Origin of the sequence: Streptomyces sp. NPDC048297 (assembly GCF_043201585.1) — a bacterium.
Classification (GTDB): domain Bacteria; phylum Actinomycetota; class Actinomycetes; order Streptomycetales; family Streptomycetaceae; genus Streptomyces.
Map to the genome: position 1 here is coordinate 18225 of NZ_JBICZA010000003.1, position 15476 is coordinate 33700.

The following is a 15476-nucleotide window of genomic DNA, read 5'->3' on the forward strand; positions in this document are numbered from 1 at the left end:
CCCGGCTACGGCAGCACCGCGAACCCGTCCAGTTCCACCATCGCCTCCTCGTCCCACAGCCGTACGACCTCCACGACCGCCATCGCCGGGTAGTCCCGGCCGGCCAACTCCTTCCAGATGCCGCCGAGTCGGCGGGAGTGGTCGCGGTAGGCGGCGACGTCGGTGGCGTAGACGGTGACGCGGGCGAGGTCGGCGGGGGTGCCGCCGGCCGCGCGCAGGGCGGTGAGGAGGTTGCCGAGCGCCTTCTCGAACTGCTCCGGGAGCGTACTGCCGGTGATCTTGCCGTCGGTGTCGAGAGCGGTCTGGCCGGCGAGGAACAGCACGCGGGAGCCGGTCGCGACGACGGCGTGGGAGAAGCCGGTGGGCGGGGACAGCTCGGGCGGATTGACGCGTTCGGTGGTCGGCGGATTGACGCGTTCGGTGGTCACCGGGCCTCCCCGTCACGGTTCATGGCGTACAACTCCTTGGCGATGATGCCCCGTTGGACCTCGCTGGCCCCCTCGTAGATCCGTGGGGCGCGGACCTCGCGGTAGAGATGTTCGAGGAGGTGGCCGCGGCGCAGGGCGCGGGCGCCGTGCAGCTGGACGGCGGTGTCGACGACGTACTGCGCGGTCTCGGTGGCGAGCAGCTTGGCCATGGCGGCGCGCCGGGGGACGTCGGGGGCGCCCCGGTCGTACGCGGACGCCGCCGCGTAGACCATCAGGCGGGCCGCCTCGGTGCGCAGGGCCATCTCGGCGACCTGGTGGGAGACGGCCTGGAGGTCGCGGAGTTTGCCGCCGAAGGCGTCCCGCGCGCGGGTGTGGTCGAGCGTGGCGTCGAGAGCGGCCTGTGCCATGCCGACCGCGAAGGCGCCGACGCTGGGTCGGAAGAGGTTGAGGGTGCCCATGGCGACGGCGAAGCCCCGGTCCACCTCGCCGAGGACGTCGTCCCGGGTGACGGGCACGGCGTCGAAGTCGAGGGCGCCGATGGGGTGCGGCGAGATCATCTCCAGTGCGGCGCCGGTGAGTCCGGGCCGGTCGGCGGGGACCAGGAAGGCGGTGACGCCGCGGGCTCCGGCGCCGGGGGTCGTCCGCGCGAACACGGTGTAGAAGCCGGCCTCGGGGGCGTTGGAGATCCAGCACTTGGCGCCGGTGAGTCGCCAGCCGCCCTCACCGTCCGGTTCGGCGGCGAGGGCGAGGGCGGCGGCGTCCGATCCGGCGCCCGGCTCGCTCAGCGCGAACGCGGCCACCGTGCTGCCGTCGGCGACCCCGGGCAGCCAGCGCTCGCGCTGCTCCGGGGTGCCGTGGGCGTGCACCGGGTGGCCGCCCAGGCCCTGGAGCGCGAGGGCGGTCTCGGCCTCGGTGCAGGCCTGGGCGAGGGACTCCCGCATCAGGCACAGGCCGAGGGCTCCCGAGGTGAACAGCCGGGCGAGCAGTCCGAGCCGGCCGAGTTCGGCGAGGAGCGGGCGGTTGACCTGGCCCGGTTCGCCCTTGTCGGCCAGCGGGCGCAGCCGGTCGGCGGCCGTCCGGCGCAGCTCGGCACACCAGGCGGTCTGCTCCGGTTCGAGTGAGAATGCGAGCACTGACGGTCCTCCCTGTGCGGCGGGGCGCCGCCCTCCGGGCCGGGAACCCGGAGGGGCACCCCTCCGACGTTATCGCGCACAGTTGACTGCCGTCACCAACACGATACGCTCCTCACAAGCCCAGGACGCCCGTGCTTCTCAGGACGCCCGTCTCCACGCTTGTCACGGCAAGGGGGCACCGCCATGCACGACTCGGCCCATGTCGACACCTTCGCGCGCGACCACCTCCCGCCGCCGCAGGAGTGGCCCGAGCTGTGTTTCGACCTCCCGGAGCTGAACTACCCCGAACGGCTGAACTGCGCCGCCGAACTCCTCGGCCACACGGACCCGGACCGCCCGGTCTTCCGTACGCCGGACGGGCCCGTGTGGACGTACGGCGAACTGCGCGCCCAGGTCGACCGCATCACGCACGTCCTCACCGGCGAGCTGGGGGTGGTCCCCGGCAACCGGGTGCTGCTGCGCGGTCCCACCACGCCGTGGCTCGCGGCCTGCTGGCTGGCGGTGCTCAAGGCGGGCGCGGTCGCGGTCACGGTCCTGGCCCAGCAGCGCCCGCACGAGCTGGCGACGATCTGCGAGATCGCCCGGGTCGGGCACGCGCTGTGCGACGCCCGCTGCGTGGACGACCTGGTGAAGGCCGGGGTGCCGGGTCTGCGCATCACGACGTACGGCGGTGACGGCCCCGGCGACCTGCTGAACCGGCCGGCGCCGCAAGAGCCCTGCCCGGCCGTCGACACCGCCGCCGACGACATCGCGCTGATCGCCTTCACCTCGGGCACCACGGGCCGCCCGAAGGGCTGCATGCACGCCCACCGGGATGTACTGGCCATAGCCGACACCTTCTCCAGGCATGTGCTGCGCCCCCATGAGGACGACGTGTTCACCGGCAGTCCGCCGCTCGGCTTCACCTTCGGCCTGGGCGGGCTGGTGATCTTCCCGATGCGGGCCGGTGCCAGCACCCTGCTGCTGGAGCAGGCGGGCCCCCGGCAGCTGCTGCCCGCGATCGCCGAGCACCGGGTGTCGGTCCTGTTCACCGCGCCGACCGCGTACCGCGCGATGCTCGACCACCTCGGCGGGCACGACGTCTCGTCACTGCGGCGCTGTGTGTCGGCCGGCGAGAACCTGCCCGCGGCCACCTGGCGGGACTGGCACGAGCGCACCGGTGTGCGGATCATCAACGGCATCGGCGCCACCGAACTGCTGCACATCTTCATCTCCGCCGCCGACGAACGGATCAGACCGGGCACGACCGGTCTTCCGGTGCCGGGCTGGCAGGCGCGCGTCCAGGACGAGCACGGCACCCCCGTGCCGGACGGCGAACCGGGGCTGCTGGCGGTGCGCGGCCCGGTCGGCTGCCGCTACCTCGCCGACCCCCGGCAGCGGGAGTACGTGCGCGGCGGCTGGAACGTCACCGGTGACACCTATGTCCGCGACGGCGACGGCTACTTCCGCTATGTGGCCCGCGCCGACGACATGATCATCTCGGCCGGGTACAACATCGCCGGTCCCGAGGTGGAGGACGCGCTGCTGCGCCACCCGGACGTGGTCGAGAGCGCCGTCGTCGGCCGGCCCGACGAGACGCGCGGCCAGATCGCGGTGGCGTACACCGTGCTGCGCGCGGGGGCGCCGCGCGACCCGGAGGCGCTGCGCACGTTCCTGAAGTCGGAGCTGGCCCCGTACAAGTGCCCGCGTACGTTCGTGTTCCTGGACGCCCTTCCGCGCACGGCCACCGGGAAGTTGCAGCGGTTCCGGCTGCGCACCGATGGTGACCAGCAGTGATGCCGACGACTTAAAATGATCAACGTGTCCGAGCAGCGCGCCCCCAGGTCCCTCATCGTCACGCTCTACGGCGCGTACGGCCGCTTCATGCCGGGCCCGGTGCCCGTCGCCGAGCTGATCCGGCTGCTGGCCGCGGTCGGCGTGGACGCACCGTCGGTGCGTTCCTCGGTGTCCCGGCTCAAACGCCGCGGCCTGCTGCTGCCCGCCCGCACCGGGCAGGGCGCCGCCGGGTACGAACTCTCGCCCGGGGCACGCCAGTTGCTCGACGACGGCGACCGCCGTATCTACGCGAGCGCGCCGCCCGAGGACGAGGGCTGGGTGCTCGCCGTGTTCTCCGTGCCCGAGTCGGAGCGGCAGAAGCGGCACGTCCTGCGCTCCCGGTTGGCCGGCCTGGGGTTCGGCACGGCGGCCCCCGGGGTGTGGATCGCCCCGGCCCGGCTGTACGAGGAGACCCGGCACACCCTGTCCCGGCTGCGCCTCGACCCGTACGTCGACTTCTTCCGCGGTGACCACCTCGGCTTCGCTCCGACCGCCGAGGCCGTCACCCGTTGGTGGGATCTCACGGCGATCGCGAAGGAGCACGAGAACTTCCTGGACGTCCACACCCCGGTCCTGCGCGCCTGGGAGGGCCGCACGGGCACCCCGCCCGAGGAGGCCTACCGCGACTACCTCCTGGCCCTGGACTCCTGGCGCCACCTGCCCTACACCGACCCCGGACTGCCCGCCGCGCTGCTGCCCGCCGACTGGCCGGGCGTGCGCTCGGCGGAGGTGTTCCGCGCCCTGCACGCGCGACTGCGGGACGCGGGGGCGGAGTTCGCGGGCTGCGCGGGGACCGAGCCGGGGGTGTGAGCCCCGGCCGGAAGCAGCGGGGGTCTCCCAGAAGCGGCGCAGCCGGACCGCGATGCCGTGGCCGACCGCGAGGTGGATCACCGCGAGCAGGCCGTAGTCGAGCAGGACCCGGAGGTTCTCGGTGTCCGTCGTGAAGATGTCCTGCGACCACCAGGCGAGCGCGTCGGCCACGTCCCCGACGAACCGCACGAAGACGTTCCCCTGGTTGGCGTCGAGCAGGTACAGCAGGATCCACAGGCCGAGGAACGCGGCGGCGACGTCGGCGATCGTGTGGATGACGAGCGCCGTGCGGCGGGAGCCCGAGCCGTCGGGGCGGCGCTGCCGGGCGGGGGCCGGCTCGTACACCGGCGCGGGCCGGGGCGGTGTGGGCCGGGGCGCGGGCGTCTGCGCCGGCGGGCGGTTGTAGCCGTGTCCCGGCTGCTCGGGCAGCGGCCTGGTGTCACTCATCGCAGTCTCGATCCCTGTCCGTGGTCCCGTTCGCCCGACAGAACGTAGTCATCCGCCGACGACAGGTCGGTCCCCAAACCGTGCGAATCGAGTGGAAGGGCTGTGACCGGCACTGCACGACCGCTCCCCGACCGCCTCGCCCGTCGAGTCCTCGACCGCCTCCTCCGTCGAGTCTCCGACCGCCTCCTCCGTCAAGTCTCCGACCGCCTCCTCCGTCGAGTCCCCCGCCGCCTCAACCGTCGAGCGACAGCCTCGGTTTCGGGGCGTCCGTGCGCCCGGTCCGGGGGCGTCTGCTGCCCGCCCGGTAGGGCGCGGGCCAGGCGGCTCCGGGTCCCGTGTACCCCTGCTCGGCGGCCGCGTGCAGCGTCCAGTTCGGGTCGTACAGATGCGGCCGGGCCAGCGCGCACAGGTCCGTACGCCCGGCCAGGATCAGGGAGTTGACGTCGTCCCAGGAGGAGATCGCGCCGACCGCGACCACCGGGACGCCGACCTCGTGCCGGACGCGGTCGGCGAACGGCGTCTGGTACGACCGCCCGAACTCCGGCCGCTCCTCGGCCACCACCTGCCCCGTGGACACGTCGATCGCGTCGGCGCCGTGCGCGGCGAAGGCGCGGGCGATCCGGACGGCGTCCTCGGCCGTGGTGCCGCCCTCGGCCCAGTCCGTGGCCGAGATGCGTACGGTCATCGGCCGCTCCGCCGGCCACACCGCGCGTACGGCGTCGAAGACCTCCAGCGGGAACCTGAGCCGCTTCTCCAGCGAGCCGCCGTAGGCGTCGGTGCGCCGGTTGGTCAGCGGGGAGAGGAAGCCGGAGAGCAAATAGCCGTGGGCGCAGTGCAGTTCCAGCAGGTCGAAGCCGGCCCGCGCGGCCCGCGAGGCGGCGGACGTGAACTGCTCCCGGATGTCGGTCAGTTGGGCCCGGGAGAGCTGGCGCGGGGTCTGGCTGTCCGGCTTGTACGGCAGCGGGGAGGCGGCCACGAGCGGCCAGTTGCCGTCGGGCAGCGGCTCGTCCATGCCCTCCCACATCAGCCGGGTGGAGCCCTTGCGGCCCGCGTGCCCGAGCTGGACGCCGATCGCGGTGCCGGGCGCCTGGGCGTGCACGAAGTCGGTGATCCGCTTCCACGCCGCGACCTGCCGGCCGGTGTACAGGCCCGCGCAGCCCGGGGTGATCCGGCCCTCCTCGCTCACGCACACCATCTCGGTCATCACCAGGCCGGCCCCGCCGAGGGCGCGGGCGCCGAGGTGGACGAGGTGGAAGTCACCGGGGACGCCGTCCGTCGCCGAGTACATGTCCATCGGGGAGACGACGACCCGGTTGCGCAGGGTCAGCCCGCGCAGCCGGAACGGCGTGAACATCGGGGGCGTGCCGGGCGGGCAGCCGAACTCGTGCTCCACGGCCTCGGTGAAGTGCGCGTCACGCAGCCGGAGGTTGTCGTGGGTGACGCGGCGGCTGCGAGTGAGCAGGTTGAACGCGAACTGGCGCGACGGCTGGTCGAGGTACCGCCGCAGGTTCTCGAACCACTCCAGGCTGGCCCGTGCGGCACGCTGCGTGGAGGCGACGACGGGCTTGCGCTCCTCCTCGTACGCCACGAGCGCCCTGGGGACGTCGGGCTGTTCCTCCAGACACGCGGCCAGGGCCAGCGCGTCCTCCACGGCCAGCTTGGTGCCGGAGCCGATGGAGAAGTGGGCGGTGTGGGCGGCGTCGCCCAGCAGGACGACGTTGCCGTGCGACCAGTGCGCGTTGACCACCGTGCGGAAGGTGGTCCAGGCGGAGCTGTTGGAGCGCAGGGGGCGGCCACGGAGCGCGTCCGCGAAGATCTTGGCGCAGCGGTCGACGGACTCCTGCGGGTCGGCCTCGTCGAAGCCCGCCGCCCGCCAGACCTCCTCGCGCATCTCGACGATCACAGTGGAGGCGTCGGTCGAGTACGGGTAGCCGTGCAGCTGCATCACGCCGTGTTCCGTCTCGGCGATCTCGAAGCGGAAGGCGTCGAAGGGGAAGTCGGCGGCCAGCCAGATGTACCGGCAGCGGTGCGCGGTCACCTGGGGGCGGAACTCGGCGGCGTAGGTTCCGCGGGTGGCACTGTGCACGCCGTCGGCGGCGATGACGAGGTCGTGGGTGGCCGAAAGATCGTCGGGGTGCGGTGCCTCGGTGCGGAAGCGGAGGTCCACGCCGAGGGAACGGCAGCGGTCGTGCAGGATCTCCAGGAGACGGCGGCGGCCGAGGGCCGCGAAGCCGTGTCCTCCGGAGGTTTCGCGGGTGCCTCGGTGGGTGATGTCGATGTCGTCCCAGCGGGTGAAGTCCTGTCGCAGGGCCGCGTAGACGACGGGGTCGGCGTGTTCGATGCCGCCCAGGGTTTCGTCGGAGAGGACGACTCCGAAGCCGAAGGTCTGGTCGGGGGGGTTGCGTTCCCAGAGGGTGATCTGCCGATCGGGGTTCAGCCGTTTCAGCAGGGCGGCGGCGTAGAGGCCGCCGGGGCCTCCGCCGATGATCGCGATGCGTTGGGGGTGGCTGGTCGTCGTCGGCGGCTGCGGGTGGTCTGTGGTTGATCGCGCCCCGCGGCGGAGCCGCATATCGGCAGAGCCCCGCGCCCCTTCGGTTGGACTGGCCGAGGTTGGCATCTGCTATCTCCCCCTCCACTTCGGGGGGCGCTTTTCCTTGAACGCGGCGTGGAATTCGGCGTAGTCCTCGCCGTTCATGAGGAGAGCTTGGGTGGAGGCGTCCAGTTCGATGGAGGAGGCCAGGGGCATGTCCAGTTCGGACGTCAGGAGGGCCTTGGTCTGGGCGTGGGCCAGTGCTGGGCCGTCGGCCAGGTGGTGGGCCAGTTCGAGGGCTCGCTCGTCGGTTCGGCCCTCCTCGGTCAGTTCGCTGATCAGGCCGATGCGTTCGGCCTCGGGGGCGCGGACCGGTTCGCCGAGCATGAGGAGGCGGGTGGCATGGCCGAGGCCGACGACGCGGGGCAGGAGGTAGGCGGCGCCCATATCGCCGCCGGAGAGGCCGACGCGGGTGAAGAGGAAGGCGAAGCGGGCCGAGGGGTCCGCGATCCGGAAGTCGGCGGCCAGGGCGAGGACCGCGCCGGCGCCGGCCGCCACGCCGTGCACGGCGGCGATCACCGGGAAGGGGCACTCGCGGATCGCCCGTACGACCTGGCCGGTCATGCGGTTGAAGTCGAGCAGCTGGGCGGTGTCCATGGACAGCGTGGCGCCGATGATCTCGTCCACGTCGCCGCCGGAGCAGAAGCCGCGCCCCTCGCCGGTGAGCACGAGGGCCCGCACCGAGCGCTCCCGGGACAGCTCGGCGAGCAGGTCGCGCAGGTCGGCGTAGGCGCCGAAGGTGAGGGCGTTGAGCTTGTCGGGGCGGGCCAGGGTGACGGTGGCGACGCCGTCGGCGACCCGGACCCGCAGATGCTCCCAGTCGGGGGTGCGGGCGGCGGAGCCGGTGAAGGGACTCATGACGTGCGGCCTCCTAGGGGGGCGGTGCCTCACGTTGCGGTGTCCCCCGAAGTTATCACCTGTTGGTGACTGTCGTCATGATGGCGACACAAGCCGTGTCACGCGTCCGGCCGGGTCGCCGCGCGCACGTCACCGGTCGGCGACAGCGCGGTAACAGTGGGCGCGGCCGTGGGAGGCGGGACGTTCGCACGGGTAGGCAGCCCGGTGCCGGGGACCGAGGTCCCGGGCGGTGCCCGCCGACGGCTGCGGTGGCCGGGCCCGTACCATTCCTACAGTCGAAAGCAGGACAGCCTGCGCCATGAACGGACTCGCCTTGCACGAACGCCCCACCGAATCGGCCTCCTGGCGTATCGCGCTGCCGCACACCGCGGCGGCGGTGCCGACGGCGCGCGCGCTGGTGCGCGAGGCCCTGGCCGAGGTGGAGCACACGACGGACTGCGACACGGCGGAGCTGCTCACGGCGGAGCTGGTGGCCAACGCGGTGGAGCACACCGCCGGGCGCGGCCCGATCGAGCTGGTGGTGGAGCTGCGGCCGACCGGCTGCCAGGTCGAGGTGCACGACCCGGACCCGGCGCCGCCCGGCCATCTCACCCGTCCGGTGATCGAGGAGCCGGACCTCTGGCAGGAGGGAGGGCGCGGTCTGTTGTTGATCCGCGCCCTCAGCTCGTCCTGTGGTCACCGCCCGACCTCGTCGGGCAAGGCGGTGTGGTTCAGACTGCCTGTGGTTCCCGCTCAGCGGCGTCCGAGCTGACCTCGGCGACCGGCCGGGCCAGTGTGGAGTTCCGGCGGCCGTACGCGAGGTAGATCAGCAGGCCCACCACGAGGAACACCGCGAACTGGATCCAGGTCTCCCAGCCCGTCTCGTACATCAGGTACAGGCAGAAGCCCACGCCGAGCAGCGGGCCGACGGGGTGGAGCGGCACCCGGAAGCTGCGCTGGAGGCCCGGCTCGCGGCGGCGCAGGGCGATCACCGAGATGTTGACGACGGCCATGATCGCGAGCGTGCCGATGGTGCACAGGTTCATCACGGAGTCGAGCGAGGCGAAGGCCGCCGGGACGGCGAAGACGACCGCGACGATGAGCGTTCCGGCCACCGGGGTGGAGGTCTTCGGCGACACCTTCTCGAAGACGCGCGGGATCAGGCCGTCCCGGGACATCGACATCAGGATGCGGGTCTGGCCGTACATCACGGCGAGGACGACGGACGCGATGGCGACGACCGCGCCGAAGGCGATGACACCGCCGCCGACGGCGGAGCCGGTGACCTCGTTGACGACATACGACAGCGCGGCGGGCCGGCCGGCGACCTGGTCGCCGCCGATGGCGCCGATCGCGGCGAGCGCGACCGCGCAGTAGAGCAGGGTGACCAGACCCATGCAGACCATGATCGCGATCGGGATGTCGCGGCGGGGGTTCTTGGCCTCCTCGCCGGCGGTGGTGATCGCGTCGAAGCCGATGTAGGAGAAGAACGCGGCGGTGGTGCCGGCGCCGATGCCGCCGAGACCGGCCGGGGAGAACGGGGTGAGGTTGCCGTCCTTGAAGGCGCTGTAGCCGATGACGCAGAAGGCCAGGAGGATGACGAGCTTCACGGCCGCCATGGCGGCCGTGGCCCTGGCGCTCTCGCGCACCCCGCGCACCAGCAGGACGCACCCCATGGCGATGACGATCACGGCGGGCAGGTTCATGACGCCGCCGTCGCCGGGACCGGCGGACAGGGCGTGCGGGAGCTGCAGGCCGGTGAGGCTGTGCAGGAGCTCGTTGACGTACTGGCTCCAGCCGAGGGCGACCGCGGAGATGGAGATGCCGTACTCCAGCAGCAGGCACCAGCCGACCAGGAAGGCGGTGGACTCGCCGAGGCCGGCGTAGGCGAAGGAGTACGAGGATCCGGAGACCGGGATCGCACCGCCCAGCTCGGCGAAGGAGAACGCGGTGAAGACGCAGGTGATCGCGGCGAGGATGTAGGAGACGACCACGGCGGGGCCGGCCTGGGCGACGGAGTCGGAGAGGCCGACGAAGATGCCGGTGCCGACGATGGCGCCGACACCGAAGCAGATGAGCTGGAAGAGGCCCATCGAGCGCTTCAGGCCGTGTCCCTCGCGGTCGGCGCCGGATTCGGCGACGAGCAGGTGCGGGGACTTGATACGGGGAGCGGGCATGCGGGTGGTGCTCGTTTCTGGTGGTGCGGTGCGACCGACGGGGTCGCCCCCGCTCGAGCGGCGTCGAGGAACGGGGGAGGTCGCTGCGGCGACCCGAAAGGGGTGATTCCGGGCCGCCGGTCAGGATAAGGCCTGGTGAGGCGGGTCAGGCAAGACTGTGTGACACAGGTCAGACCGGGCAGAGCCCACGAGCCCGGCCGGGCCGGACGACGGGATACCGGCCGGGCCGGACGACGGGATACCGGCCGGGCCGGACGACGGGATACCGGCCGGGCCGGACGACGGGATACCGGTCAGGCCGGACGACGGGATACCGGTCAGGCCGGACGACGGGATACCGGTCAGGCCGGACGACGGGATACCGGTCAGGCCGGACGGCGGGATTCCGGCCGGGCCGGACTGCGGAGACCGACCGATCAGACCAAGCCGCACGAGGCCGGTCAGGCCAAGTGGCGCGAGACCAGCCAGGCCAAGCCTCACTAAGCCGGCCAGGCCAAGCAGTGCGCGAGGCGGTCAGGCCAAGCAGTGCGCGAGACCGGTCAGGCCAGGGTGGATACCAGGACTGCCTTGATGGTGTGCATCCGGTTCTCGGCCTCGTCGAAGACCACCGAGTGCTCGGACTCGAACACCTCGTCGGTGACCTCCAGCTCGGTCAGTCCGTGCCGTTCGTGGATCTCGCGGCCGACGGCGGTGCCGAGGTCGTGGAAGGCCGGCAGGCAGTGCAGGAACTTCACGTCCGGCTTGCCGGTGGCGCGCAGTACGTCCATGTTCACGGCGTAGGGGCCGAGCAGCGCGATGCGCTCGTCCCAGACCTCCTTGGGCTCTCCCATCGACACCCAGACATCGGTGGCGATGAAGTCGGCGCCCTGTACACCTTCCTGCACGTCGTCGGTGAGGGTGATCCGCGCGCCGGACGCGGTGGCGAGCTGACGGGCCAGCTCGACGATCGTCTCGTCCGGCCACAGCACCTTGGGCGCGACGATCCGGACGTCCATCCCGAGCAGGGCGCCGGTGACCAGGTAGGAGTTGCCCATGTTGTAGCGGGCGTCGCCGAGGTAGGCATACGTGATCTCGGACAGCGGGCGGTCGCTGTGCTCGGTCATGGTGAGCACGTCGGCGAGCATCTGGGTGGGGTGCCACTCGTCGGTGAGGCCGTTGTAGACGGGGACCGCGGCGTACCGGGCCAGTTCCTCGACCACGCCCTGACTGTGACCCCGGTACTCGATGGCGTCGAACATCCGGCCGAGGACACGGCCGGTGTCCTTCACGGACTCCTTGTGCCCGATCTGCGAGCCGGCCGGGTCGAGGTAGGTCGTGTGGGCACCCTGGTCGGCGGCGGCGACCTCGAACGCGCACCGGGTGCGCGTCGAGGTCTTCTCGAAGACCAGCGCGATGTTCCTGCCCCGCAGGTACTGCGTCTCGTTCCCGGCCTTCTTCGCCGCCTTCAGCTCCGCGGCCAGCTCGACCAGGCCGCGGAATTCCTCGGCGGTGAAGTCCAGCTCCTTGAGGAAGTGGCGGCCGGCGAGGGCGGTCGGGACTGTCGCCATGGGGGCGCTCCAGGGGGTACGGGTGCAGGACCATGGAATTCTATACGGTAATCAGCATGCCTATGCAGACCCCCCGGCAGTGTGCCCGCTCACACCCCGTCCCGCTCCACGGGACAGCTCATGCACCGCGGACCACCCCGCCCTCTCCCCAGCTCACTGCCCGGAATCTCGATCACCTCGATGCCCTGCTTGCGCAGATGCGTGTTGGTGGTGGCGTTGCGCTCGTAGGCGACGACGACCCCGGGCTCGACGGCGAGCACGTTGCAGCCGTCGTCCCACTGCTCGCGTTCGGCCGCGTGCACGTCCTGGGTGGCGGTCAGCACCCGGATCTCGCCGAGCCCCAGGGCGGCGGCGATCGCGCGGTGCATGTGCTCCGGCGGATGGTCGGTGACCTTCAGTTCCCGCTCGCCGGCCCCGGGCTCGATGGTGTACGAGCGCAGCATGCCGAGCCCGGCGTACTGGGTGAAGGTGTCGCCGTCGACCATGGTCATCACGGTGTCGAGGTGCATGAAGGCGCGCCGCTTGGGCATGTCCAGCGCCACGATCGTGCGCGCGGAGCCGGCCGCGAACAGCTTGGTCGCGAGCATCTCCACGGCCTGCGGGGTGGTGCGCTCGCTCATCCCGATGAGGACGGCGCCGTTGCCGATCACCAGGACGTCGCCGCCCTCGATGGTGGAGGGGTAGTCGGCCTGGCCGCGCGACCAGACGTGGAACGTGTCGTCGCGGAACAGCGGGTGATGCCGGTAGATCGCCTCGAAGTGCACGGTCTCCCGCTGCCGGGCGGGCCAGCGCATGGCGTTGATCGAGACGCCGTCGTAGATCCAGGCCGAGGTGTCCCGGGTGAAGAGGTGGTTGGGCAGCGGGCGGAGCAGGAAGTCGTCCAGGTCCATGGCGTGGAAGCGGACGGAGGCCGGCTCCTCGTGGGCGTCGAGGAACTCCCGCTTGGTCATGCCGCCGATCAGGGCCTCGGCCAGCTCGCCCGGGGTCATCCGGTCGAAGGCGGCGCGCAGGTGGCCGGTGGCGAGGGGGCCGTACTCCTTCTCGTCGAAGACCCGGTCCAGGACGAGGGCGCGGGCCGCGGGGAGCGCCAGGGTCTCGGTGAGCAGGTCGCCGAAGAGGTGGACGGCGACTCCGCGGTCACGCAGGACATCGGCGAACCCGTCGTGCTCGGCGCGCGCCCGGCGCACCCAGAGCACGTCGTCGAACAGGAGGGCGTCCTTGTTGCTGGGGGTGAGCCTTTTGAGCTCCAGGTCGGGCCGGTGCAGGATCACCCGGCGCAGCCGTCCGGCCTCGGAGTCGACGTGGTATGCCATGCCTCCATCCTGGCCGCCCGCGCCCGCCTTCACGCCCATCTCTGCCGTTTGCACCGCCCCCAGTTTTCGTCCTGTTGACGAGAAGCGGCTTCACGGTTTATCGTCGTAGTGACGAAAATCGAGGGGTTCTCAGGTTCTCCAAGGGGGGTTCCATGGCCGACATCACGCGGCGCCTGGGCTGGCGTCATCTGCGCGGCACGCCCACGGCACACGTGCGGCACCACCGTTCCGGCACGCTGGTCCACGACGGTCCGGGGCTCAGCTTCTGGTTCCGACCGCTGACCGCAGCGCTGTCCGAGATACCGGTGGACGACCGGGAACTGGCGATGACCTTCCACGCCCGCACCCGCGACTTCCAGGACGTGTCCGTGCAGGCGACGGTCACCTACCGGATCGCCGACCCGGCCGTCGCCGCCGCCCGCCTGGACTTCTCGGTCGACCCGGACACCGGCGCCTGGCGCGGCACCCCGCTCGAACAACTGGGCACCCTGCTCACCGAGACCGCCCAGCAGCACGCGCTGGACGTCCTCGCCCGTACGGCACTGGCTGCCGCACTGACCGACGGGGTGGCCGTGGTGCGCGAGCGGCTCGCGGCCGGGCTCGCCGCGGAGCCGCGGCTGCCTGCCACCGGCATCGAGGTGGTGGCCGTCCGCGTGATGGCCCTGCGGCCTGAGCCGGAGGTGGAGCGGGCGCTGCGCACCCCGGCCCGGGAGCAGATCCAGCAGGAGGCCGACCGGGCGACGTACGAACGGCGGGCCGTGGCGGTCGAGCGGGAGCGTGCCATCGCCGAGAACGAGCTGGCCAGCCGCATCGAACTGGCCCGCCGCGAGGAGCAGTTGGTCGAACAGCGCGGCACCAACGCCCGGCGCGAGGCCGAGGAGCAGGCAGCCGCGGACGCGGTGCGCGCCCAGGCGGAGGCGGCCCGGACGGTGAAGCTGTCGGAGGCGGAGGCCACACGGTCGGTGAAGCTCGCGGAGGCGGAGGCCGCGCGTTCGCTGAAGCTGGCCGAGGCGGAGGCGGCGCGCACCGCACGGCTGGGCGAGGCCGAGGCGGCGCGGACGGCGGCGACCGCCCGCGCCGAGGCCGAGGGTGCTCGCGTGGTCGGCGAGGCGCGGGCCCAGGCCCAGGCGGCCTGGCTGCGGGTGCACGCGGAGGCCGGGGTCGACGGGGCGGAGACGCTGCGGGCACTCACCGCCACCCGGCTCGCGGAGAACCTGCCGCGGATCGACAGCGTGACCGTCTCGCCCGACGTGCTGACCGGACTGCTGGCCAGGCTCGCCCCGGGGGTCACCGAGTGAGCCTCGCGCCGCGTGCCGTCCTGGTCCATCGCACCACGGAGTACGAGGAGTTGGTGGCCCGGCACAGCACGCACGGCCAGGCCGCCTTCTTCCTCGCCTCCCGGGGCCGGGACATCGAGGAGATCGCCGAGCGGCACCGCGGCGCCCGCCACGCCCTCGCGGAAGTGATCGCCGCCGTACCCCTGACGTGGCGCCAGGCACAGGTGGAACGGGCCGACCTGGACCGCTTCCTGTTCGCGCCGGGGGACGTCGTCGTGGTGGTCGGACAGGACGGACTGGTGGCGAACGTCGCCAAGTACCTGTCCGGCCAGCCGGTCATCGGTATCGACACCGCCCCGGGACGCAACCCGGGCGTGCTGGTACGGCACCGTTCGCGGGACGCGGCGAAGCTGCTGCCCGCGGCGGGCGGCGGCCCGGTGGACGAACTCACCATGGTCGAGGCCGTCGCCGACGACACCCAGCGGCTGGTGGCGCTCAACGAGATCTATCTCGGGACACCGGGCCACCAGACCGCCCGCTACCGCCTGGGCCTCGACGACGACGGGGGTGCCGTCGAGGCCCAGGCCTCCTCCGGGGTGCTGGTCGGGACCGGCACCGGCGCGACCGGCTGGCTGCGCTCGGTGTGGCAGGAGCGCGGCAGCCGGCTCCCGCTGCCCTCCCCCACCGACGACCGGCTGGTGTGGTTCGTCCGCGAGGCCTGGCCGTCACCGGCCACCGGCACGTCGCTGGTGGCGGGCGACCTCACGGCCTCCGCCGCGCTGACGGTCACCGTGGAGTCCGACCGTCTCATCGCCTTCGGCGACGGCATCGAGAGCGACGCGCTGCAACTCACCTGGGGGCAGACGGTCCGGGTGGGGGTGTGCGAGCGGCGGCTGCGGCTGGTGGGGTGAACCCGATGGTCAACGGGCGGTGGGGTGACTTCGGCGGTCGACGGCTGGTGGGGAGAGCCGCCGCGGTCAACGGCCGGTGGGGTGAGCCGCCGGGGTCAACGGCCGGTGGCATGAACCTCCGACGGCCAACGCACGGTGGCCAACGTACGGTGGCATGACCCGCCGCGGTCAACGCCTGGTGGCCAACACCC

General features: G+C 72.3%; 12 protein-coding genes and 1 pseudogene. 5 read left to right on the forward strand and 8 right to left on the reverse strand.

Annotated features, from left to right (window positions below; translation table 11 throughout):
* Positions 1-5 precede the first annotated feature (5 nt).
* Together ACGFYV_RS03990 and ACGFYV_RS03995 are read right to left on the reverse strand one after the other, a co-directional pair.
* Complete coding sequence (locus ACGFYV_RS03990) at positions 6-428, reverse strand: RidA family protein (protein ID WP_393876758.1); 423 nt, start codon at positions 426-428, stop codon at positions 6-8.
* The gene (locus ACGFYV_RS03995) at positions 425-1561 is read right to left on the reverse strand and encodes an acyl-CoA dehydrogenase family protein (RefSeq protein WP_393876759.1); all 1137 of its coding nucleotides are present in this window, start codon (positions 1559-1561) and stop codon (positions 425-427) included. Before ACGFYV_RS03995 ends, ACGFYV_RS03990 begins: the two co-directional genes overlap by 4 nt.
* A gap of 183 nt (positions 1562-1744) precedes the next feature.
* On the opposite strand from ACGFYV_RS03995, the gene ACGFYV_RS04000 reads away from it, so the two are divergent.
* On the forward strand, positions 1745-3337 hold the full coding sequence (locus ACGFYV_RS04000; RefSeq protein ID WP_393876760.1) for an AMP-binding protein: 1593 nt from the start codon (positions 1745-1747) through the stop codon (positions 3335-3337).
* A gap of 15 nt (positions 3338-3352) precedes the next feature.
* A complete protein-coding gene (locus tag ACGFYV_RS04005) occupies positions 3353-4186 on the forward strand; it encodes a PaaX family transcriptional regulator C-terminal domain-containing protein (RefSeq protein WP_393876761.1) in 834 nt (277 codons plus the stop codon).
* Between the two features lie 33 nt (positions 4187-4219).
* Here the strand turns inward: ACGFYV_RS04005 and ACGFYV_RS04010 are convergent.
* The 3 genes and pseudogenes from ACGFYV_RS04010 to ACGFYV_RS04020 form a co-directional block, all read right to left on the reverse strand.
* Positions 4220-4633, reverse strand: a pseudogene (locus tag ACGFYV_RS04010) (hypothetical protein); the annotation flags it as partial.
* A gap of 232 nt (positions 4634-4865) precedes the next feature.
* A complete protein-coding gene (locus tag ACGFYV_RS04015) occupies positions 4866-7202 on the reverse strand; it encodes a bifunctional salicylyl-CoA 5-hydroxylase/oxidoreductase (protein WP_393876762.1) in 2337 nt (778 codons plus the stop codon).
* 51 nt (positions 7203-7253) lie between these two features.
* A complete protein-coding gene (locus ACGFYV_RS04020; protein ID WP_393876763.1) occupies positions 7254-8081 on the reverse strand; it encodes an enoyl-CoA hydratase family protein in 828 nt (275 codons plus the stop codon).
* Positions 8082-8379: 298 nt separating this feature from the next.
* Here ACGFYV_RS04020 and ACGFYV_RS04025 point away from each other — a divergent pair, with 298 nt between their 5' ends.
* Positions 8380-8832, forward strand: coding sequence for an ATP-binding protein (locus ACGFYV_RS04025; RefSeq protein ID WP_393876764.1), 453 nt, complete (start codon positions 8380-8382; stop codon positions 8830-8832).
* Here the strand turns inward: ACGFYV_RS04025 and ACGFYV_RS04030 are convergent.
* From ACGFYV_RS04030 to ACGFYV_RS04040, 3 genes are all read right to left on the reverse strand, one after another.
* Positions 8792-10237 (reverse strand): APC family permease, encoded by a 1446-nt coding sequence (locus tag ACGFYV_RS04030; protein ID WP_393876765.1) that lies wholly within the window; start codon positions 10235-10237, stop codon positions 8792-8794. The genes ACGFYV_RS04025 and ACGFYV_RS04030 overlap by 41 nt on opposite strands.
* Positions 10238-10776: 539 nt before the next feature.
* Entirely contained in the window at positions 10777-11784 is a 1008-nt protein-coding gene (argF, locus tag ACGFYV_RS04035) for an ornithine carbamoyltransferase (protein ID WP_393876766.1), read from the reverse strand.
* 89 nt (positions 11785-11873) lie between these two features.
* Positions 11874-13097: an arginine deiminase gene (locus tag ACGFYV_RS04040; RefSeq protein ID WP_393876767.1), complete on the reverse strand. Its 1224-nt coding sequence runs from the start codon at positions 13095-13097 to the stop codon at positions 11874-11876.
* A 152-nt stretch (positions 13098-13249) separates the two neighbouring features.
* Between ACGFYV_RS04040 and ACGFYV_RS04045 the strand changes: the two genes are divergently transcribed.
* Complete coding sequence (locus ACGFYV_RS04045; protein WP_393876768.1) at positions 13250-14395, forward strand: SPFH domain-containing protein; 1146 nt, start codon at positions 13250-13252, stop codon at positions 14393-14395.
* Entirely contained in the window at positions 14392-15285 is an 894-nt protein-coding gene (locus ACGFYV_RS04050; protein ID WP_393876769.1) for a hypothetical protein, read from the forward strand. Before ACGFYV_RS04045 ends, ACGFYV_RS04050 begins: the two co-directional genes overlap by 4 nt.
* Positions 15286-15476 lie beyond the last annotated feature (191 nt).

Excerpts from the sequence above, each read along its gene's own strand:
- argF (WP_393876766.1), bottom strand. The coding sequence starts at position 11,784 with ATGGCGACAGTCCCGACCGCCCTCGCCGGCCGCCACTTCCTCAAGGAG.
- ACGFYV_RS04015 (WP_393876762.1), bottom strand. The coding sequence starts at position 7,202 with ATGCGGCTCCGCCGCGGGGCGCGATCAACCACAGACCACCCGCAGCCG.
- ACGFYV_RS04020 (WP_393876763.1), bottom strand. The coding sequence starts at position 8,081 with ATGAGTCCCTTCACCGGCTCCGCCGCCCGCACCCCCGACTGGGAGCAT.
- ACGFYV_RS04025 (WP_393876764.1), top strand. The coding sequence starts at position 8,380 with ATGAACGGACTCGCCTTGCACGAACGCCCCACCGAATCGGCCTCCTGG.
- ACGFYV_RS04045 (WP_393876768.1), top strand. The coding sequence starts at position 13,250 with ATGGCCGACATCACGCGGCGCCTGGGCTGGCGTCATCTGCGCGGCACG.
- ACGFYV_RS04040 (WP_393876767.1), bottom strand. The coding sequence starts at position 13,097 with ATGGCATACCACGTCGACTCCGAGGCCGGACGGCTGCGCCGGGTGATC.
- ACGFYV_RS04030 (WP_393876765.1), bottom strand. The coding sequence starts at position 10,237 with ATGCCCGCTCCCCGTATCAAGTCCCCGCACCTGCTCGTCGCCGAATCC.
- ACGFYV_RS04005 (WP_393876761.1), top strand. The coding sequence starts at position 3,353 with ATGATCAACGTGTCCGAGCAGCGCGCCCCCAGGTCCCTCATCGTCACG.
- ACGFYV_RS04000 (WP_393876760.1), top strand. The coding sequence starts at position 1,745 with ATGCACGACTCGGCCCATGTCGACACCTTCGCGCGCGACCACCTCCCG.